Source organism: Donghicola sp., from assembly GCF_025210255.1.
Lineage (GTDB): Bacteria > Pseudomonadota > Alphaproteobacteria > Rhodobacterales > Rhodobacteraceae > Donghicola > Donghicola eburneus.
Map to the genome: position 1 here is coordinate 17,194 of NZ_JAOARZ010000027.1, position 19,725 is coordinate 36,918.

General features: G+C 60.0%; 20 protein-coding genes. 6 read left to right on the forward strand and 14 right to left on the reverse strand.

Going from position 1 to position 19,725, the window contains the following annotated elements:
- Window positions 1-73: 73 nt before the first annotated feature.
- Window positions 74-967, reverse strand: a complete 894-nt coding sequence (gene hemF, locus N4A58_RS13330) for an oxygen-dependent coproporphyrinogen oxidase (RefSeq protein ID WP_293710369.1) — start codon at window positions 965-967, stop codon at window positions 74-76.
- A 171-nt stretch (window positions 968-1,138) separates the two neighbouring features.
- On the opposite strand from hemF, the gene N4A58_RS13335 reads away from it, so the two are divergent.
- From N4A58_RS13335 to N4A58_RS13345, 3 genes are all read left to right on the forward strand, one after another.
- Window positions 1,139-1,765 carry a DUF3047 domain-containing protein gene (locus tag N4A58_RS13335; RefSeq protein ID WP_293710371.1) on the forward strand — a complete coding sequence of 209 codons (627 nt, stop codon included), beginning with the start codon at window positions 1,139-1,141 and terminating at the stop codon, window positions 1,763-1,765.
- Between the two features lie 188 nt (window positions 1,766-1,953).
- Window positions 1,954-2,187: a DUF2798 domain-containing protein gene (locus tag N4A58_RS13340; protein WP_072708538.1), complete on the forward strand. Its 234-nt coding sequence runs from the start codon at window positions 1,954-1,956 to the stop codon at window positions 2,185-2,187.
- A 63-nt stretch (window positions 2,188-2,250) separates the two neighbouring features.
- Window positions 2,251-2,619, forward strand: coding sequence for a hypothetical protein (locus tag N4A58_RS13345; RefSeq protein WP_293710373.1), 369 nt, complete (start codon window positions 2,251-2,253; stop codon window positions 2,617-2,619).
- Window positions 2,620-2,626: 7 nt separating this feature from the next.
- Here N4A58_RS13345 and N4A58_RS13350 read toward each other — a convergent pair whose 3' ends face one another.
- Genes N4A58_RS13350 through clpS form a run of 3 tightly spaced genes read right to left on the reverse strand, consistent with a single transcriptional unit; the run spans window position 2,627 to window position 4,808 of the window.
- The gene (locus N4A58_RS13350) at window positions 2,627-3,436 is read right to left on the reverse strand and encodes an SDR family oxidoreductase (RefSeq protein WP_072708534.1); all 810 of its coding nucleotides are present in this window, start codon (window positions 3,434-3,436) and stop codon (window positions 2,627-2,629) included.
- Window positions 3,437-3,466: 30 nt separating this feature from the next.
- Entirely contained in the window at window positions 3,467-4,450 is a 984-nt protein-coding gene (locus N4A58_RS13355) for a class I SAM-dependent methyltransferase (RefSeq protein ID WP_293710376.1), read from the reverse strand.
- Window positions 4,451-4,469: 19 nt separating this feature from the next.
- Window positions 4,470-4,808 carry an ATP-dependent Clp protease adapter ClpS gene (clpS, locus tag N4A58_RS13360; protein ID WP_072708530.1) on the reverse strand — a complete coding sequence of 113 codons (339 nt, stop codon included), beginning with the start codon at window positions 4,806-4,808 and terminating at the stop codon, window positions 4,470-4,472.
- Window positions 4,809-4,895: 87 nt separating this feature from the next.
- Between clpS and N4A58_RS13365 the strand changes: the two genes are divergently transcribed.
- The 3 genes from N4A58_RS13365 (at window position 4,896) to N4A58_RS13375 (ending at window position 9,609) form a co-directional block, all read left to right on the forward strand.
- Window positions 4,896-5,597, forward strand: a complete 702-nt coding sequence (locus N4A58_RS13365) for an HAD family hydrolase (RefSeq protein ID WP_293710378.1) — start codon at window positions 4,896-4,898, stop codon at window positions 5,595-5,597.
- 209 nt (window positions 5,598-5,806) lie between these two features.
- A complete protein-coding gene (locus N4A58_RS13370; RefSeq protein WP_293710380.1) occupies window positions 5,807-7,252 on the forward strand; it encodes a D-alanyl-D-alanine carboxypeptidase family protein in 1,446 nt (481 codons plus the stop codon).
- A gap of 119 nt (window positions 7,253-7,371) precedes the next feature.
- Window positions 7,372-9,609, forward strand: a complete 2,238-nt coding sequence (locus N4A58_RS13375; RefSeq protein WP_293710381.1) for a glycosyltransferase family 2 protein — start codon at window positions 7,372-7,374, stop codon at window positions 9,607-9,609.
- Here the strand turns inward: N4A58_RS13375 and N4A58_RS13380 are convergent.
- The 10 genes from N4A58_RS13380 to ccoO form a co-directional block, all read right to left on the reverse strand.
- Window positions 9,606-10,502, reverse strand: coding sequence for a hypothetical protein (locus tag N4A58_RS13380; RefSeq protein ID WP_293710382.1), 897 nt, complete (start codon window positions 10,500-10,502; stop codon window positions 9,606-9,608). The two genes, N4A58_RS13375 and N4A58_RS13380, sit on opposite strands and share 4 nt — an antisense overlap.
- Before the next feature lie 12 nt (window positions 10,503-10,514).
- Window positions 10,515-12,086: a hypothetical protein gene (locus tag N4A58_RS13385; protein WP_293710384.1), complete on the reverse strand. Its 1,572-nt coding sequence runs from the start codon at window positions 12,084-12,086 to the stop codon at window positions 10,515-10,517.
- A 164-nt stretch (window positions 12,087-12,250) separates the two neighbouring features.
- Window positions 12,251-12,409 (reverse strand): cbb3-type cytochrome oxidase assembly protein CcoS, encoded by a 159-nt coding sequence (gene ccoS, locus N4A58_RS13390; protein WP_072708521.1) that lies wholly within the window; start codon window positions 12,407-12,409, stop codon window positions 12,251-12,253.
- Between the two features lie 3 nt (window positions 12,410-12,412).
- Window positions 12,413-14,605 carry a heavy metal translocating P-type ATPase gene (locus N4A58_RS13395; protein WP_293710386.1) on the reverse strand — a complete coding sequence of 731 codons (2,193 nt, stop codon included), beginning with the start codon at window positions 14,603-14,605 and terminating at the stop codon, window positions 12,413-12,415.
- Between the two features lie 4 nt (window positions 14,606-14,609).
- On the reverse strand, window positions 14,610-15,083 hold the full coding sequence (locus tag N4A58_RS13400; RefSeq protein WP_072708517.1) for a FixH family protein: 474 nt from the start codon (window positions 15,081-15,083) through the stop codon (window positions 14,610-14,612).
- A complete protein-coding gene (gene ccoG / locus N4A58_RS13405) occupies window positions 15,083-16,516 on the reverse strand; it encodes a cytochrome c oxidase accessory protein CcoG (RefSeq protein ID WP_293710388.1) in 1,434 nt (477 codons plus the stop codon). Before ccoG ends, N4A58_RS13400 begins: the two co-directional genes overlap by 1 nt.
- Window positions 16,517-16,617: 101 nt before the next feature.
- Window positions 16,618-17,493 carry a LysR substrate-binding domain-containing protein gene (locus N4A58_RS13410; protein WP_293710390.1) on the reverse strand — a complete coding sequence of 292 codons (876 nt, stop codon included), beginning with the start codon at window positions 17,491-17,493 and terminating at the stop codon, window positions 16,618-16,620.
- Between the two features lie 446 nt (window positions 17,494-17,939).
- Window positions 17,940-18,803, reverse strand: coding sequence for a cytochrome-c oxidase, cbb3-type subunit III (ccoP, locus tag N4A58_RS13415; RefSeq protein WP_293710392.1), 864 nt, complete (start codon window positions 18,801-18,803; stop codon window positions 17,940-17,942).
- Window positions 18,800-18,988, reverse strand: coding sequence for a cbb3-type cytochrome c oxidase subunit 3 (locus N4A58_RS13420; RefSeq protein ID WP_072708508.1), 189 nt, complete (start codon window positions 18,986-18,988; stop codon window positions 18,800-18,802). The genes ccoP and N4A58_RS13420 overlap by 4 nt, the downstream gene beginning before the upstream one ends.
- 11 nt (window positions 18,989-18,999) lie before the next feature.
- Window positions 19,000-19,725 carry a cytochrome-c oxidase, cbb3-type subunit II gene (gene ccoO / locus N4A58_RS13425; protein ID WP_072708506.1) on the reverse strand — a complete coding sequence of 242 codons (726 nt, stop codon included), beginning with the start codon at window positions 19,723-19,725 and terminating at the stop codon, window positions 19,000-19,002.

Consider the following 19,725-nt stretch of genomic DNA (forward strand, 5'->3'; position numbering starts at 1 on the left):
CCAAAAACAGGGTCTGGTTCGCGTATGGCTGACGTATGGCTTACGTACATACGTCAGCGCATGACGCGATGCTTTAGACCCACTTGGCCAGAGGCGGCAGGCTCATCAAAACGGCGTTCGCATCGTGGCCGGTTTCGAGGCCGAATTTCGTCCCGCGATCGTAGACCAGATTGTATTCCGCATAGAGCCCGCGGTGCACCAGTTGGGTGTCCTTGTCCGCGTCGGTCCAGTCGGTGTCGCGGCGCTTTTCCACCAGCGGCAGGTAGGCGGGCAGGAAGGCTTTGCCGATGTCTTGGGTCAGGGTGAAATCCGATTCCCAATCACCGCTGCACTGGTCATCCATAAAGATTCCGCCAACGCCGCGCGCGCGCTTGCGGTGGGGGACGTAGAAATATTCATCCGCCCATGCCTTGAGCTTGGGGTACCAGTCGGCCCCGTGGGGATCGAGGTGCGCCTTTTGGGTGTCGTGGAAGTGCTGGGTGTCCTCGGCGTATTCGATGCAGGGGTTCAGGTCGGACCCGCCGCCGAACCACCACGCATGGGGCGTCCAGAACATGCGGGTGTTCATGTGGACCGCGGGGGCATGGGGGTTCTGCATATGCGCGACCAATGAGATGCCAGAGGCCCAGAAGCGCGGGTCCTCTTTCATGCCGGGGATGCCCTTGCGCGCGGCCATCGCCATCTGCGCCCGTTCGCCCAAGGTGCCGTAGACGGTCGAAATGTTCACGCCGACCTTTTCAAAAACGCGGCCCCCGCGCATGACGGACATCAGGCCGCCACCGGCGTCAGAGCCATCGTTAGCGGTGCGCGAGGTTGGGGTCACTTCGAACCGGCCTGCGGGCATGCTGTCCGAAAGAGGGCCCGTATGACTGTCCTCGAGCCCTTCGAACGCGGCGACGATCTGGTCGCGCAGTTCTTTGAACCATGCGGATGCACGTTCGCGTTCGGTGACGAGTTCTTCGGTCATGGGCCCCTCCGTTCGTTCGTTGGGAAATGGCTAGCAGGTGGACGGGACACTGACCAGAGGGACGCGATGCGGCGCGTTACGCATTTGTGATAAAAAGGTTCGCGACACCGCAAAATCCCAACTTATATTGGCGATATGAACCGATTCTTTTATGCATTTTTGATATTTCCATTGTCGTTGGCCGCAACAATCGCGGGCGCCTCTGTTCCTTTTGACGGGGGATGGAAAGAACAGCGCTTTTCTCTGTTCGCCTCCAACGAATATTTGCAACGTGGTCATGCGGTTGATGTCGCATCGGACGGGACTGTTTCGCTGCTGTGGCAGCGGGTGCCGTCCTATGATCGAGACGCCATACAGGCCCGATGGACGTGGGAGGTCAGCGAATCTGTACCCCCCACCGATCTCACTCAGAAGGGCGGCGACGACCGCAATCTGTCACTCTACTTTGTCTTTTTGCCCAGTGATCTGGTGGCCGAGGCCGAAGAGCGCGGCATTCGCTGGATTTTAAAGCAATCGTCTGTGCGTGTGCTGCTGTACACGTGGGGCGGTCGTGATGGGGACACGGGGCTGATTGCCGCCTCGCCTTATATGAACAACCAAGGTGCCATGTTCATCAAACGCCCTGCAGGCACAGGCCGCTATACGGAAGAGGTAAACCTGCGATCGGATTATGCCCGTGCCTTTGGCGGGGATGCGGGCGCGCTGGTGGGGCTGGCGATTTCGGCGGACAGCGATGACACGGACACCCATGTGCGGGCGACCCTGTCGGATTTGGCGCTGATTGGCCCGTCGAATTGACGCGGTGCTGCGCCGCAGCTAAATACAAAGAGCCGAAAAATGTTGGGCCGGTTCGGTTATCCCGGTCCCTTGCGCAGCGGCGCAGGATTTAGTCAGGGCATGCTCTGAACCCGCGGCATCCAACCCAAACCTATGGGGGGATGCCTGCGTGATGCGCCTGCGCCCCCTCTTGAATGAAAGAGGATCCGATGGAACCCAAGAAAGTCATTATTGTCGCGCAACTGTTCATCTCTGGGATGATGGCGCTGTTCATGTCCGGTGTGATGAGCGTGATCCACATGGGCTTTAGCGCCGCGTGGTTGGCCCAGTGGGGGCCGAATTTTCTGACCGCGTGGCCGATTGCCTTTGTGGCGAGCATGGTGGTGGGGCCGATCGGCTTTGCCCTAGCGCGCAGGGTGTTGCGGGTCGAGGTCATCGTCTGATCTGTGATTTGCCCCTTGTGCCGCTGGCTGCGTATAAGGGGTGCAATCCACAGGAGACCCGTGATGTTCCGATACACTCTGCCGCTATTGCTGGTGCTGGCCGCGTGCGCCACGCCCCGCGAGAAATGCTTGTCTGATGCGTCCGAGGATCTGCGGATTCTGGATTCGCTGATTGCCGAGCAGCGGGTGGTGGTGAACAGGGGCTTCCGCATGGATCAGACGCTGGAAAGCCGTAGCCGCGTGCAGTTCTGTGCGGGCTCTGGCGGGAATGTGTCGATCCGCCTGTGTAATGGGCGCAATCTGCGGACGGTCGAGCGGCCTGTGGCCGTAGATATTCCGACCGAACAGCGCAAGCTGGATCAACTGCTGTCGCGCAGGGATGCTCTGGTCAGTCAGACGGCGCAGGCGCAAGCGTTCTGCCCGCCCGCGTGATCGGGAATTAGTGCGCGGGGGCGGCGACGGTATCCAGCAGGGTCCGGCCGCCATCGACAGTGACGATCTGACCGGTCATGAAGCTGGCCGCGTCGGACACGAGGAAATGCACAGCCTCTGCCACCTCTGTCGGGCTGGCGATGCGGCCCATGGGGGTGTGGCTTTCGATGTCGTTGCGGAAGTCGCGGTTGTCCTTGAGCGTGTCCTTGAGCGAGCAGCTCATGACGCTGCCAAAGGCCAATGCGTTCACGCGGATATGGTTGGGGGCCAGCGCGACCGCCATTGAGCGGGTCATCTGGTCGAGCGCCGCGGCGCTGACCGAAAACGCCAGAAGATCGGGGTGCGTGCGGGTCGCGAGGATCGAGGACAGGTTGACGATGGCACCGGCAGAGTTGCTGTCGTTGCCCTCTTTTTCGGCCTGCTTGATCATGCGCTTGGCGACCATCTGGGTCATGCGCAAGCTGGTCAGCATGTTTTGCTGGAGCAGCTGTTCGACCGCGTCATCTTCGGAGTTCAGAGGGTCCGATGTCAGAACCTGACGCGAGGCGTTGACCAAGATGTCGACGCGATCAAACGCGTCGATGGTGGCCGACAGCAGGTTCGCTTGGGTCAGACGTTCGCGCAGATCACCGGCAAAGAATTGGACGTTGTCCTCTTTCTTGGCCATGTCGCCGACTTCGGCCTTGAGTTGCGCTTCGTCCATGTCGGCGAACATGACGTTCGCACCCTTGTTGGCAAAGTGGCGGCCGATGGCCAAGCCGATGCCGTTGGCAGAGCCTGTGACGATTGCCGTCTTGCCTTGGATAGAAAAACCCATAGCTCGAAACCTCTTGGTAAATCCGCTGCGTTAGCGGCTGCGGCGCGGGCGCACAGCCTCGAGCACCTTGAAAGATCTGTCACCGGCGATCTCTGACACCTCGGCAAAGAACTCGCCCAAGGTTGATTCATAGGGGAGATGGCGGTTTGCGACTACCCATAGTTTGCCGTTCTGCGCCAGCATCCCGTGGGCTGCCCGAATAAACGCCTGACCGATGGCCGGATCAGCATCGCGGCTGGTATGGAACGGCGGGTTCATCACCACGGCGTCCATGTTTTCAGGGTGGTGCCAGCGGGTCACGTCGGCCCAGTGGAACCGGACGCGGTCGTCATTGACCGTCTCGCGGGCGCAGTCCAGAGCGGTGGCCTCGGCTTCGACCAGATGCAGGCTTTCCAGCCCTTCGCGGTCCAGAATGTTGGCCGAGATGTAGCCCCAACCTGCACCGAGGTCGGTCACGCGGCGGCCCAGTTTCTTGGGCAGGGTGTTCACCAAGAGTTGCGAGGCGCGGTCCACTTTGTCAGCGGAAAAGACGCCGGGCGCAGTCAGGTAGCCATCCGCGTTTTTGGACGGCGCTTTGCGCCAGTCGGCAAAGGCATCGGACGCGGCGCACCAGAAAATCTTGCCATGGGCCTTGGAGATCGGGCCGTGGACATCAGCGCGCTTGCGCACGTCCTTGAGCACGGATTCGATGCCGTCGGTTTTGCCGCCGTCGATCACCACGGTGCCGTTCGGAGTGGCGGCCATGGCGCGGGCGATCAGGTCGCGAGCCTCGTCCTTGGCGCGGGGAAGGCAGACGATGGACAGCGCGTAGGGGCCTGTTTCCGCAGTCACAGCGCGGTAGCCGCGCGCGGTCAGCATGGCGTGATCAGGGGCAAAGCTCTGGATCGCCTCGACCCGGTCGCGGGGCAGGGGATCAAGCGGTGTGTCGCCGCGCGGACGGAAGACTGCAATGGGACCGTCCTCGGGCAGGGTCAGGCCTGCCTCGAGCGCAAGAGAGAGTCGGATGTTTTCCATGATTGGCAGGGCCGCGGCCCTACTCCTTTTCCATAGTGCACTGGAGAGGGTGTTCGTGGCGGCGGGCAAAGTCCATCACCTGCGCCACCTTGGTTTCGGCCACCTCGTGGCTGAAGACGCCGACAACGGCGACACCCTTTTTGTGCACGGTAAGCATAATTTCGAAGGCCTGTGAGTGGTTCAAGCCAAAGAACCGCTCGAGCACGTGAACCACGAACTCCATCGGCGTGTAGTCGTCATTCAGCAGCAGCACCTTGTACATTGGTGGTCTCTGCGTCTTGCGACGGGTTTGAAGAACAACAGAACCGTCGCCTTCGTTTTCGTTTTCGTCTGACATCGTCCAAGGGAACTGGGTCATGGAGATGAATTCATCCCTTCCGTGGCCTCTGACCGCCTTATATAGCTGTTATAGATAGAGATTAAAGCCCCTAAGGTCGATTTGAGAATGGCACATACGGTTACAACGCTGGCATTTGATGCCGATGATACCCTTTGGCACAATGAACGGCACTTCCGCATGAGCGAGGAACGCTTTGCAGACCTGCTAAAGGATTATGCCGACCCTGACCATTTGGCCGAACGGCTACTGGCTGCGGAAAAGAAAAACGTGGGTCACTACGGGTTCGGGGTAAAAGGGTTCGTCCTGTCGATGATCGAGACCGCGATCGAGGTCACGGACGAGCGTGTTCCGGCCCGTGTCATCAAGGAATTGATCGCCAGCGGGCAGGATTTGCTGAGCTATCCGATCGAGTTGATGCCCGGCGCGGGCGAGGTGGTCGAGCAGATGGCGGGCCACTACAAGCTGATCGTGATCACCAAGGGCGACCTTTTGGACCAAGAGCGCAAGCTGGCGCAGTCGGGGCTGGGTGAGATGTTCGATGGTGTCGAAATTGTCAGTGACAAAACGGCGGCGATGTATGAGCAGCTATTCGTTAAATGGTCTAATGGATCGAGCGGCGCGATGATGATCGGGAACTCGATGAAATCGGACGTGATTCCCGCAATCGAGGCCGGTGCATGGGGCGTTTATGTCCCGAGCGAGATCACTTGGGCGCTGGAACATGCCGAGGCGCCCAAAGAATCCGCAAAATTCCGAGAAATATCATCGCTTCATGCACTACCGGAGTTGCTGGAATCCCTGACCTGATTCCCAAGGATTCTCGGATCGGGACTCTCCGAAAGGGTCAAAACTTATCCACAGGAACTAGATGTAGTGGGCGAAAGTGTGCCCAGATACGATCAATTCTACGATCACGTTTCGAGAGTCTGACTTTATTACACGCTTACGCTGTGTTAGCTTTTTCCCAATAAAACAATAATGACTGATCGAAAAAATTCGGCGGTTTGAGGCAGAACATGGCTAGAGCAGTTAAGGCACCCCCGTCAGTGCAGTGGGCCCGGTTTGGGCTCGTGCTTGTTGCACTTGTATGGTTGTTGGTAGTCCTTCCCCTTACAGCAGTTGCGGCGCCCTATGCGGCGCTCGTGATGGATGCGCGAACAGGTGAAGTCCTGCATACCGACAACGCTGACGCGCGATTGCACCCCGCATCGCTGACCAAGATGATGACGCTGTACATCGCTTTTGAGGCGATTGAGCATGGCGAGATCGGCGTAGACGATCTGGTCACCATCTCGGCCAACGCTGCGAAGGAACCCCCCTCGAAACTTGGGATGCGCGCGGGCCAGAAGATCCGCCTGCGTTACCTGATCCGCGCCGCTGCGGTGAAGTCGGCGAACGACGCCGCCACCGCGATTGGCGAGGCGATTTCGGGATCGGAAAAGGCCTTTGCGGCGCGCATGAACCGCACGGCCAAGGCGCTGGGCATGACGCGCACCACCTTCCAGAACGCACATGGTCTGACGGCCAAGGGCCACCTGAGCACTGCGCGCGACATGAGCATTCTGGGCCGTCACCTGCTGTATGATTACCCCGCCTATTATTCGCTGTTCAAACGGACCACCGTGGATGTGGGGGGACGGACCCTGTATCACACCAACCGCCGGTTCCTGCGGGACTATGCGGGCGCGGACGGGATCAAAACCGGCTACACTTCGGCGGCGGGTTTCAACCTGACAGCGTCCGCTTTGCGCGGTAAAGAACGAATCATTGTTACGGTGTTTGGCGGAACATCCACCGCTGCCCGTAACAAGAAGGTCGCTGCTCTGATGGATCTGGGCTTCAAAAAGGCACCGAGCCGCGTGGCTGTGCGCCGGACCTCGCGTCCGCCATACCAAGGGAATGCAGGCATCAGCGGCGGTCAGAACTACGCCAGCATCAGCATGACCAAGAGTTTGCGGCCCGTGCTGCGGCCCTTGCCTCAGGACCCGATCCAGCTGGCGGGTCTGAACAACGATATCGCGACGGCGCTCGCCTTAGCCGCCCAAGAGGGCCCGTTGGCCGAAGGGGACACCGAAGAGCCGACCATCGATATGAACCCGCTGACCCCGCGGGCTCGCCCGCTGCTCGAGGCGGTGGACACCAGTCCTGCGGTCGCGGCAAGTCTGGCGGCGGTCGCGCCGGTCAAACCCAAAGAACCACGTGTTGTGTCGCGTAACCTGAGCGACGACAAGCTGTGGGGTATCAATGTGGGACGGTTTGGAAACCGACATCTGGCCGAGCGGGCGCTGGTGACCACCGCGCTCAAGGAAATCGAGACACTGCAAGGGGCAGAGCGCCAAGTGGCGGTCCGGTCCACCGGATACGATGCCAACTTTATGGGGCTGACGCGAGACACGGCAGATTTGGCCTGCAGACGCCTGCAAGCGCGCAATATGAACTGTTTCATGGTGGGGCCCTCGTAAGGGCCCTTTCCTTTTTTGGGGTATTGGGCAAACACTGGACACAATACGTGTATAAAGTGCTGCCATCGCAGCATATTGTTTTATTGAGTTAAGCTGTTTGAACCTAGACGGAGTTGCTTGTGCAATTCGAACGCCGACGCCTACAGGCCGCCTCTTTGCCAGAGGCTCTGGCCACCCCCGACGCCCCCGATGCCTTGTGCTGTCTGATAGATGGCGACCAGATGACGGCTTACTTGCGGCCCGAATTGCTGCGCGGCCGTGATCCGCAGGCAATGTTCAAGGTGCCGGTGCAGGTCGGCGGGTTCAAGGACAGCATGACCATTCAGTGCCCCGCAGTCGATGGGGTGGTGGGCGATGCGCCCGAGACAGAGTTCTTTGCGGGCAAGCGCTGCGTCGTGGCGATCCGCAACGACGAACGGCCCGCGATCCTGCGCGAGTGGCTGGAGCACTTGGTGCAGCACCATGGTCTTGAGGCAGCGCTGATTCTGGATCGGGCAGAGCCGGCTAAGGCGGACAGGGATTCCTTGCAGATCGAAGCCGAGATCGCAGGTTCAAAGACGTTGCGCGATCTGAAGGTCATGATGCTGTCGGCAGATGTGCCCTTGGGGCATCCCGAGTTGGGCCACGAGGCGCACCCGATGAATGCGCCGGATGCGCCGGGCAAGGATCGGATGGACCACCCAGAGGCAGACCCGTGGCATTCGCCGATCCTGTTCGGGTCGTTCTACGAGTTCGCCCGCGAGATGTATTTGGGACAGGCGCGGTGTGTACTGGCCTTGGACCCGCTGGATTTGCTGCCTGCGCCGGATGGTCGGCACCCGAATGTTTTTGACGCCGCAGAGGCGCAGCCGGGCACCTATGTGCAACTGGTCGGGCATCGGGCCTATCCTTGGGCAATCCGCCCGAATGCGCTGCCCGAGTTTGCGGACCACATTTGCCTGCGCTTTGACGAAGGGGCAGGGCATGGCCGGTGGTGCTATGCGCCCCAGCCGGATCAGGCTGCGGTGTGGCGGTGGCGCCGTGTGGTCGGCGTGCCCGCGCGTCGGGACTTGATCCGGTTCTATCGCTGCATGGCCCTGCGTTATGGCGAAGAGACTGGCGGCGGCCAGCAAGTGTCGCGGTTGGTGCCCAAGTCCAGCTTGGTCGAGAGTGATTTTCTGCTGAGCATTGCTGAAGCGGCGGGTCATAAGCCGCGCCGTTTGCCCGATGCGCAGACCCGCAAGGACAACCAGCGCCGCAATGATGTGGCCATCGTCACCACGATGAAAAACGAAGGCCCCTTTATTCTAGAGTGGCTGGCCTATCACCGCGTGATCGGGGTCGATAAGTTTCTGGTCTTTACCAACGATTGCACGGACGGGACGGACACGTTCTTTGACCTGCTGCAGCGCAAGGGGATCGTAGAGCACCGCGAAAATCCCTTCCGCGAGATGGATCTGAAACCGCAGCACGCGGCGCTCGCCGCGGCGGAAAAAGAGCCGATCATGAAGAACGCGGCATGGTGCATCTGTATGGACGTGGATGAATACATCAACGTTCATGTGGGCGATGGCACGCTGGGCGCGCTGTTCAAGGCGCTGCCCGATGCGAACATGATCAGCCTGACGTGGCGGCTCTATGGCAATGCGGATGTGCATGAATTCGATCCGAGCCCGATCATTGGCCAGTTTGACCGCTGTGCGCCCGAGATGGCGCGCAAGCCGCATCAGGCGTGGGGCTTCAAGACGCTGTTCCGCAACATTGGCCTGTTCAAGAAGATGGGTGTGCACCGACCCAAGGGACTGAAGCCGCAGTTGGTGGACCAGATCAACTGGGTGAATGGCTCTGGCAAGCCGATGCCGGAAAAGGAATACCGGACGGCGTGGCGATCGACCGCGTCAACTGTGGGCTACGATATGGTGTCGCTGAACCACTATGCGGTGCGCTCGGCCGAGAGCTTCCTCGTGAAGCGGGACCGTGGGCGTGTGAACCACGTGGATCGCGATCAGGGGTTGGCGTATTGGTTCCGCATGAACAACAATTACGAGGAAAACCGCAGCATCATGCGGATGATCCCAAGGGTTGAGGCCGAGATGGCGCGCCTGCTCGAAGATCCGGAGATTCGGGCGGCCCATGAGCACTGCATCGCTGAACACCGCGCGCATATCGATCGCCTGATGGCGACCGAGAACTACCGCAAATTCTACGGTGATATCACGGGCGAACGGATGGAGCGGCTGAGCCGGATGCACCTGCATTTCGGATCAGCGGTGTTCCACACCGGCCCTGACTGCGTGCCCGACGAGGTGGTGTTCAAAGACCAGCCTGCAGATTTCTTTTTCACTGTCGAAGAAATGGAAGGCGAGCAGGAGTTCTAGAGCCCTTGCTCTTTGGCCTGCGCTTTCAGGTGTTTCTGGAATTGGCGCAGTTTCCAGTTGTCCTTCTGGCTGCGGGCATAGGCGGTGGCCGATAGGGCCAGTTTCATGTGTCCCTTTGCGGCCGCTTGTTCCAACAAACGCAGAGTGTAGGGAATGGCGTTCCGGCGGTTGCGGAGCAGTTCGTAGAAACGCTGGCGGGTCATGGAGCCGTCGAGCATCCCTGTCGAGACGGGTTTCAGGATTTCCATCCGTTTGAGGCTGGGCGGGACCTTGTGCGTCAGATGGTTCCAGCCCAGAACTTCGCAGTTGGGTTGGGTCAGGCGGTCGATATGGGCCTGATCCTCGGGCACGAGGGGATCGTAGACCAGATACGCCTTGCCCGCAGCGGCCAGACCAGTGGCAGCGTCGCGATAGGGGCCTTGGCTCCAGTCGGCGCGGTTTGCAGCGCGGTCGTAGCGGTTTTCAAAGGGGGCAAGGTCCTTGGCCAGTGTGGACTGGGGACTGAACGCGACGACGGTACACCCGGGCGCGAGATCGGCAAAAGCACAGGCCCCGTAGGCCCCCATGCTGGAGCCGTACATGCTGACGGCAGGATAGGATGAGAAGACCCCGCAATCGCGCATCCCCTCTAGGATGCGGAACAGGGCCAGATCGCGGAACCAGTCGGATTTTTTGCACATCACGCCCACGACGCCCCAGCCGTTTTTCCGCGCGACGTCAAAGGCCCACGGCTTGCGCGGCCCTTCTTCGCGGTTCCAAGACAGGTTATCGAAACCAACCAGCAGGCGGTCCTTGCCCGGAATGTGGACGACCACATGCTTGGGTGTTTCGTGGTACTCGCCCTTTTCCTCGGCAGCGAGGCTTTGCATCAAGGAAAAGTCAAAGCTGGCCAAAATTGCGGCCCCTTAGCGTTTTTGCAGGATCATCAGGTTGGTCTGCTTCACCTTCATGAAGAAGGCGGGCAGCAGCATGACCCCCGAGATATCCAGCCGCAGATCGTTGAACTGATCGCTGATCTTGGTGTCCGAATGGCGGAAGATGCCATCCTTGAGGTAGCTTTCGAACAGATCGGCGGTTTTGGTGAACTTGGCCGGTTCAAAGCGGCGGGGCTGCCCGCGCAGACCTTCGATGATGTAGAAACCGCCGGATTTCACCTTGGGGAACAGCTTGAGGAACGCCATCTGCTGGTGCGGCGAGGCGTGGCTGGCATCGTCGATGATGAAATCAAACTCGCCCAACTGATCGACGGTTTTATCCAGCGCGGCTTCGTCCGCCAGATCACACTGGTGGAAGGTAAAGCGATCCTCTTTGAGCCAGCTGAAGTCAGAGACGTCGATGCCGGTGATTTCGCCCTTTTGGAAGTACTCGAGCCACATTCGGACAGAGGGTGCGTCCGTGGTTTCGCGATCTGGTTCTGCGCCGCGCTCTGGTCCGCCGTCCTGAAGACCCAGTTCCAGCAGGCTGATCGCGCGGTTCCGGTGGGGCTGCATGATCATCTGGTAGGCTTCGGAATAGCGGTATTTGTTGCCGCCCTTGTTCGTGCCGTACTTGTCGGCCAGATCGGTCAGGTTCAGCTTGCCGCGCCCGACTTTGTCCGCGGGGCGCACAGCTGTTACCGGCGTGATGATCGTGCCATCCTCTGCTTTCTTGGGTTTGCGGGGGATCGGGGCCTTGGCCGGATCAATGCCGTGTTTGGTCAGAAGCTTGCCGATCAGACTCTTGGGGTGCGGGGGTTCGCCCGCCTCGCCCAAGCGGGCGCGCATGCGGCGGCCATAGAGGTGCACCGAAAACGTGTTCTCGGTGATGTAGGGCGTGGTGTCAAAGTTGCGCTTCAGCATGAAACGACGATCTTTGAACGTGAAGGGATAGAGCCCCTCTTGGGGGAGGGCAAAGCGCGACTCGCCCGTTTCCAGCAAGAAGTGCGTGACCGCATGGGGCCCCCAGACGCCCCAAGGCTGTTCGCTGGCGTGGACCGGATCGCCTGCATCGCGTTTGGCGATCAGCTCGGCCTCGTATTCGGGGCCATAGTAGCTGGGGATCGCAAATTCGTCGCTGGTGAAGTCCAAAAGCGCATTCAGGGTGTCGCTGTCATGGGGCAGCCCCAAAACGCCGCCGTTGATGTGTTTGGACGATTCCCAGCCATAGAAGTGCCCGTTCGGGGTTTCGAACGGCTTCATGCAGTAGGCATCCGTATCGGCCCAGATGGTATTGCGCATTTTCTTCAGCATTTTGTAGCGGAAGAGGTCCGAGTGCAGCGCGGGGCTGCCGGTGCGTTCGTGCTGCAGGAAATTGGTCTGCGGCAGGATTTCATTGGCGTCTGCCAGTTCGATCCCGTCGGGGACATTGGCCAGCGGGCCGTAATGGTAGAGGACGGTGTGGTGCCCCGCATCCACAAAGGATTTCATACAGAGCTGTTCCAGATAGCTTAGCGGGCCTTCCATCCACAAAGCCGCGATCGTGTACTTTTGTTTAGCCATCGGAAACCTGTCTCTACCTTCGTGCTACAAGGTGCATGCATGGGTGCAGGTTACTTGGGGTGGCCGGACTTTTTCCAGTACTTCTTGGTGCAAAACGTTGAAAAATTTGGGTTGTGTCGTGTGCGAAGCGGAAACAATCCCTAGTGATTTTATGCCTTTGATATTTACGGTTTGGGGTGATCGTCCCACTGGTCGCTTAGGATACGCTGGCTATCGCCATCAGGGTCCTCGTACTGACTGGAGCGCAGGGTGTAGACGAACCCGACAAGGCCGAGGCCGCCAAGTATCAGAGAGATCGGGATCAACAGAGTCAGGACTTGCATGAATTACCTCAGGCGGAGCGCATTGAGCGACACGATGATCGAGCTGGAGGACATGGCCAGCGCGGCAATCAGGGGAGTCGCCAGACCGATAATCGCGAGGGGGACGGCGATCACGTTGTAGGCGGTCGCGATGCGGAAGTTTTCTTTGATACGGCTGGTGGCTTTGCGGGCGGTCACGAGCGAGTCCGCGACTGGCGACAAGTCGCGGCCCAAGAGCACGATATCCGACGCCACGCGGGCCGCATCCAGTGCTGTGGCGGGGCTGATCGAGACATCTGCGGCGGCGAGCGCAGCGGTATCGTTCAGGCCGTCGCCGACCATCAGCACATGCGCGCCGCTCGCGGACAGGGATTCGATGGTGGCGAGCTTGGTTTGGGGCAGGCAGTTCGCTTGGAATTCGTCGATGCCAAGGCGGCGCGCCAGATCGGCCACGGGTGTTTCACTGTCGCCGGACAGCAGGATCACTCGTTTGCCAGCGGCTTTCAGTGCTGTGATCGTTTCCGCTGCACCCGCGCGCAAGTCGTCGGCAAAGCGGAACTGTACGGGAGCGTTCGTACCCACACGCAGCCAAGCGGAGGTCACGTCGCCCGCCGCTGCCCCGATCCAGTCGTTGCGGCCCAAGCGGACGGTCTGGCCGCGCCATGTGGCCTCCGTGCCTTGGCCCGGCAGTTCGGTGATATCTGTGATCTGCGCGGGCTTGATGCCAGCGGCGCGGGCGGCGGTGGTGATCGCGCGGGATAGGGGATGGCTGGAGCCTTCGGCCAAGGCCAGCGCGATTTCCAGATCGGCGGTGCTGTGATCGCCGAGGTTGGACAGCACGGGGGTGCCTTCGGTCAGGGTGCCGGTTTTGTCGAACACGACGGTGTCCACGGTGGCCAGACGCTCTAGCGCGGTTTCGTGCTTGATCAGCATCCCTTTGCGGAACAGGCGGCCAGAGGCGGCGGTGGTCACGGCAGGCACGGCCAGCCCCAGAGCACAGGGGCAGGTGATGATCAGGACCGCCGCCGCGATGTTCAGCGAGGTCCGTAGGTCCTGCGAATAGATGAACCAGCCGACAAAGCTGAGCGCCGACAGGATGTGAACACCGGGCGCATAGAGTTTCGCGGCGCGGTCCGCCAGCGAGGTATATCGCGAGCGGCCGGATTCCGCGATGGCGACCAGATCGGCCATACGGTGCAGCGAAGTGTCCTGCCCCACGGCAGTCGCGCGGATCGTCAGGGGGCCGGTCAGGTTAACCTCGCCCGCGCTGATCGCTTGGCCCGGCGCGGCGGCAACGGGGACGGTTTCGCCGGTCAGCAGCGATCGGTCGAGTTCAGAGGTGCCGGTGACAATCTCGCCATCCACGGGGCAGCGGGAGCCGGGGCGGACAAGAACCATGTCCCCGATGCGCAGGTCTGCGGCGGCGACAGTCTGCTCTGTTCCGTCGGTGAGGCGGATGGCGCGGGGGACTTCCAATGCCGCGAGTTCTTCGGCGGCAGAGCGGGCGACGGCGCGGGTGCGGTGATCCAGATAGCGGCCCGCCAGCAGGAAGAAGGTCAGGGTGAGCGCGGCGTCGAAATAGGCATGGTGGCCGGACAGGGCGGTTTCCCAGACCGACATCACCACGGCCAGCAAGATCGCTAGCGTGATCGGCACATCCATGTTCAGGCGGCCTGCGGACAGCGCCTTCCACGCGTTGCGGAAGAAGGGTTGACCCGAGAACCCGATGGCAGGCAGGGTGATCGCCGCTGAAATCCAGTGGAACATGTCACGTGTGGCGTCGGCGGCACCGGCCCAGACGGACACGGACAGCAGCATCACGTTCATAGAGGCAAAGCCCGCAACGGCCAGACGCATCAGCAGATCGCGGCCCGCTCTGTCTGTGGCGGTGGACTGGATTGTGGCGACGTCGAGTTCGTGCGCCTCGTATCCGATCCCTTCGAGCAGGCCGACCAGATCGGCGGGATCGACGGATATCTCGGCGTCCACGTTGGCGCGCTTCAGGGTCAGGTTGACCCGCGCATCCTTGACACCCGGATAGGCGTTGAGCGCAGACTCGACTGCGCTGATGCAGGCCGAGCAGTGAATGGTGGGCAAGGATAGCGCGATCCGTGTATCTTTTAGCGCTTCGGCGCGGGCGGCGATCGCCTCGGCCGAGGGGGCAGCAACACAGGCCGGACACGCCGAAGGGGCCTGACGACTGATCGCGACTGTCATTTCCTTAACCTTTCACGTGCAGCACAAGGCGCTGCTGGAACAAAGTTCCGTCTTCGGACCGCGCCTTGAGGCGCAGGTTCCAGTTGCCACGGCCCAGAGTGACGGGGGCTGACAGGTCGCTGCCGGTCCATGCAAAAACGGGTGTGGTGTCGTCCCGCGCTTCGGTTGCGCGGCCCAGAATTGCTTCTTCGATCACGGGGTTTACGGGGCGGCCGTTTTCATCGCGGATCGACAGGATCAGATTGCCACGCTCCAAACGGATCTGGGCATCCCAGCCCAAGGCAAGCTGCGCCTTTTGCGCCTCGTTGAACTTTTGGCTGGCGACATAAGAATTCTTGGTCTCGAGCCCGGGGAAGGTGTGGATGGCGTTGTACGCCATCACAAGGTTTACAGTGATGATCACACCGAAGGCCGCGACAAATCCGGCAAACACGTGCCATCCCTTGAGGCGGAATTCCTGTTTCGCTGCTTGGGCCATCAATTATCCCTTCCGTTAAAGACGGTGTCTTTGCTCACTTGCTCTTCGGCGACCGGATCGGTGACCGTGATGGTCATTTCGGTCCGCTCCGCTTGGGCGGCGTCGGTGTCTGGTGCGGCGACGATATAGACGCGCTGTAGTTTGGTGCTGTCTGCCGGAACGTCGGTCACGTTCTCATCATAGCCTTCGAGCTTGAGTTCGAACACATCAGAGGGCGCGACGGTTACGACAAATCCGCGATCCTCGCCATGCTTGTTCCGCAGGCGCACGTCATAGGTGTTGCGGATCGAGCCATCGGACAGGGTCACAAAGGTCGGGTTTCGGACAGGTGCGACGGTCATGTCGATGTCCTGACGGCTGAGAAGCGCGATGATCAGGCCAACGCCGACCAGCGACCACAGTGCTGTGTACAGCAGGACGCGCGGGCGGAAGATATGCTTCATGATCGGGCGGGGGGCGTTGCCCTCGCGTTCGAGCTTCTCGTCCGAGAGCGCGATGTAGTCGATCAGGCCGCGGGGCTTGCCCACCTTGGCCATGATGTCGTCGCAAGCGTCGATGCAGAGCGCACAGGTGATGCATTCCAACTGCTGGCCGTTGCGGATGTCGATGCCGACGGGGCACACGTTCACGCAGGCCATGCAATCGATGCAATCACCTAGATTCTCGGCGCCTTCGGCTTTGCGGTGCTTGCCGCGGGGTTCGCCGCGCCATTCGCGGTAGCCGACGGTGATCGTGTCTTCGTCCATCATGGCCGCCTGAATACGGGGCCACGGGCAGGCGTAGATGCAGATCTGTTCGCGCATAAAGCCACCGAACACAAAGGTGGTCAGGGTCAGAACGCCCATAGTGGTATAGGCCACAGGGTGCGCGCGGAAATGCAGCAGATCATTGAGTAGGGTCGGCGCGTCAGTGAAATAGAACACCCATGCGCCTCCGGTCGCGAGGCCGATCAGGAACCACAATGCCCATTTGGTTGCCCTGAGTCGCGCTTTGCGCAGGTCCATCTTCTTCTGTCGGTGCAGGCGCAAACGCGCGTTGCGGTCGCCCTCGACCCAGCGTTCGACCAGAATAAAAAGGTCAGTCCAGACCGTCTGTGGGCAGGTATAGCCGCACCAGACACGCCCGAGCGCAGAGGTGAACAGGAACAGGCCAAGGCCCGCCATGATCAAGAGACCCGCGATGAAGTAGAATTCGTGGGGCCAAATCTCGATGAAGAAGAAGAAGAAGCGGCGGTTCGCCAGATCGACCAGAACGGCCTGATCGGGCAGGTTGGGGCCGCGATCCCAGCGGATCCAGGGCGTGATGTAGTAGATGCCCAGAGTGATCGCCATGATCACCCACTTCAGGTTCCGGAATTTACCGCTGACGCGTCTGGGAAATATAGGTTCGCGCGCGGCGTAAAGTTGGTCTTCTGGCTGATCGGCTTGGCTCACGGAATCGCTCCGGTATGAAAAAAGGGCATTAGCTGTTGCCCTTTTTGCAGGAGCGCTGATCTCGGGCTTTGATGCAGGTCAAACCCGAGTCTGTGCCATAGCTATTGCGACAATTGGCCCTTCAGCCATTCGGCAAATGTCGACAGAGATTTCCGCTGAACACCGGGACGGGTCACGAAGTAATAGCCAAGTGCTTCGTTCGGCGATTCGAACAGAACCTTGAGTGATCCGTCCTTGAGTGGGCGGCGGACCATGGCGCGGCTGACCAGAGCGATGCCCTCGCCATCCAGCAGGGCGTCCATCAGCTGAGCGTTCGACAGGGGAGTGACCTGCGGACCCTTGGCTGCTGTAATGCCGTGCGCTTCGAGCCAGACACCGGTTTCGTTCGAGCCAGTCTCTTGCAGCCACTTCTGATCCATCAGATCAGCGGGGCCAGAGATGTCGCGGTCACCGACCAGTTCAGGGCTGCCAACAAGAACCAGATCGGAGGGCAGCAGCAGGGTGGACTCGAGTGCAGGCCAGACGCCGGCGCCGTAGCGCACTGCCATGTCGATGCCAGCGGGACGCAGGTCAACGATCTCGGATGTCGGGTTGAGTAGGACCTCGACTTCGGGATGCAGTTGCCGGAACGCGTCCAGACGGGGCATGAGCCAGTTGATGGTGAACAGAGGCGCCGCTGCAACCTGCAGTGGGCGGGTCTCGTCCCCATCGGTCATCTCTTCGACCTTCTGGTAGATCGTCTCAAGCGCTGGAAGCAGAACCTGAGCCAGCTGCGTGCCTTCTGGTGTCAGCATGACACCGCGACCTTGACGTGCGACGAGAGGCGTCCCCAAATGCCCCTCCAGCTGCCGGATCTGCTGGCTGATTGCAGCGTGTGTTACGTTTAAAAGTGCCCCTGCGCGAGAGACACTCCCCGACTGCGCGAGGGCAGCGAATGCCCGCAGCGCGGGCAGAGAAGGCATGCGAAGCCAATCCATTTATTAATCTCGACTAACAATTTTACAAAAGCAGCGTGGAAAAAACACACTCATACAAAGTTAATATGACCATTACATACTTACTCAAGCAGCAAAACAGTTGAAATTTCTATTTTTCCTACGCTGAAGTATAATAATGATCGTTAAGCGGTTGCAAAAACATAGAGAACTCATCAGTGCTCTTAACGGGTATACACGTATAACGTGAACCAAGCGACCCTAATTGTCTAATTAAGGCCAAATTTTGTCCAGTTTGCGCACGATCACCGGGGATCAACGCTTACACTTGAGGCTTTTGGGGAGATATTGGGGCGTTTCTAAAAGCAGACCCGTTGGTAAATTTCGGTCTGAGAAAAAAGCGCCGACGTTCTAGGAAACGCGCGAACAGGACAGAACGTCGGCGCAACCCCGCAGGAAAAAACGGGGTATTCTGTGGTCAGGGGCGGTTATTCACCGCCACCCAGACCGTGGACATAAGTTGCAACTGCAGCGATTTCCGCATCCGACAGGCGTTCGTTCCAGTTAGGCATGACGCCAAAGCGGGCCTCAGAGACACTGGTGATCAGGGTGTCGTAATCCCCACCATAGAGCCAGATGGCGTCGGTCAGGTTGGGCGCACCTTGGGTACGATCGCCTGTGCCGTCGTCAGCGTGGCAGCTGGCACAGTTGTCTGCGAATACGACAGCGCCGTCTTCGACCAGAGCCGGATCATTAGGCTCTGTGCTCAGGGACATGACGTAGTTCACTACCTGACGGATCTCTGCTTTTGAGAGAAGTTCGTCAGTGCCAAAGGACGGCATCTGGCTGTAGCGGGCATCCGGATCGGTTTCGTTGCGGATGCCGTGGCTGATGGTGGTGTGGATCTCTTCGATCGAACCACCCCACAGCCAGTCGTCGTCCAGCAGGTTGGGGTAACCAGTGGCCCCCGCTGCGCCCGAACCGTGACACTGTGCGCACCAAGTGCGGAACACAGCAGCGCCGGCGTTGTTGGCGTAGCTCTGCAGGTCGGCGTCCGCGCTAATCTGGGTCAGCTCTGCACTTGCCAGACGGTCGTTGATCGCTGCGTTCGCCTCTTCGACAGACGCGATTTCTTCTGCAACGTTCTGGCGGGTCGAGAAGCCCAGAATACCCGGGGTTGCGCCGTTCAGCAGAGGCCATGCCGGATAGGCGATGGTGTAGAGAACACCCCAGACAATACAGGCGTAGAAGGTCCACAGCCACCAGCGGGGAAGAGGGTTGTTATACTCTTCGATACCGTCCCAGCTGTGACCGGTGGTTTCGACCTCTTTCTTTTCAGGTTTCTTGCTCATGTCCGAGCCTCCTCGTGGTCATTTGCCGGGCGATCTTCGTTGCGGAAGATGCTTTCCGCTGGCTTCCGGTATTCTTTGGTCGAACCGGGACGGAACACCCAAACAATCGCGGAAACGAAGAACCCGAAGAGGAACAACAACATCCAGCTGTCCGCGAATTGGCGGGTAATGGTGTACATATCCATCACATCACCTCTTAGCGGCTGGCATCCGGGTTGAAGGTCGAGAAGTCGACCAGCGTACCCAGCATCTGGAGATAGGCGATCAGAGCATCCATTTCGGAAATGCCGGGCTGACCGTCAAAGTTACGCACCTGCGCGCCGGGGTAGCGTTCCAGCAGACCGTCGTAGTCGCCCCAAGGGTCGATCTGGACGTTGAAGTCTGCCACAGCGTTTTCCAGCATTTCTTCGGTGTAGGGGACACCAACAAAGGCGTTGGTTTCCATCAGGTCGCGGACGTGCTCCGCTTCGATCAGGGTGTCCTCGAGGAAGCCGTATTTCGGCATCACCGATTCAGGAACGACCGACTGCGGGTTGCGCAGGTGATCTACGTGCCATTCGTCCGAGTAGCGGCCACCCACACGCGCCAGGTCGGGACCTGTGCGCTTGGAGCCCCACTGGAACGGGTGGTCGTACATCGACTCTGCCGCCAGGCTGTAGTGACCGTAGCGCTCGACCTCGTCGCGCATCGGGCGGATCATCTGGCTGTGGCAGACGTAGCAACCTTCGCGGATGTAGATGTTGCGGCCTTCGAGCTCCAGCGGAGAGTAGGGGCGGACGCCCTCTACTTCTTCGATGGTGTTTTCCAGCCAGAACAGCGGGGCGATCTCCACGATGCCACCGATGGTGACAACGAGGAAGGCGAACACGAACAGCAGCGAGCCGTTGGTCTCGAGGATTTTGTGCTTATCGAGAATAGACAT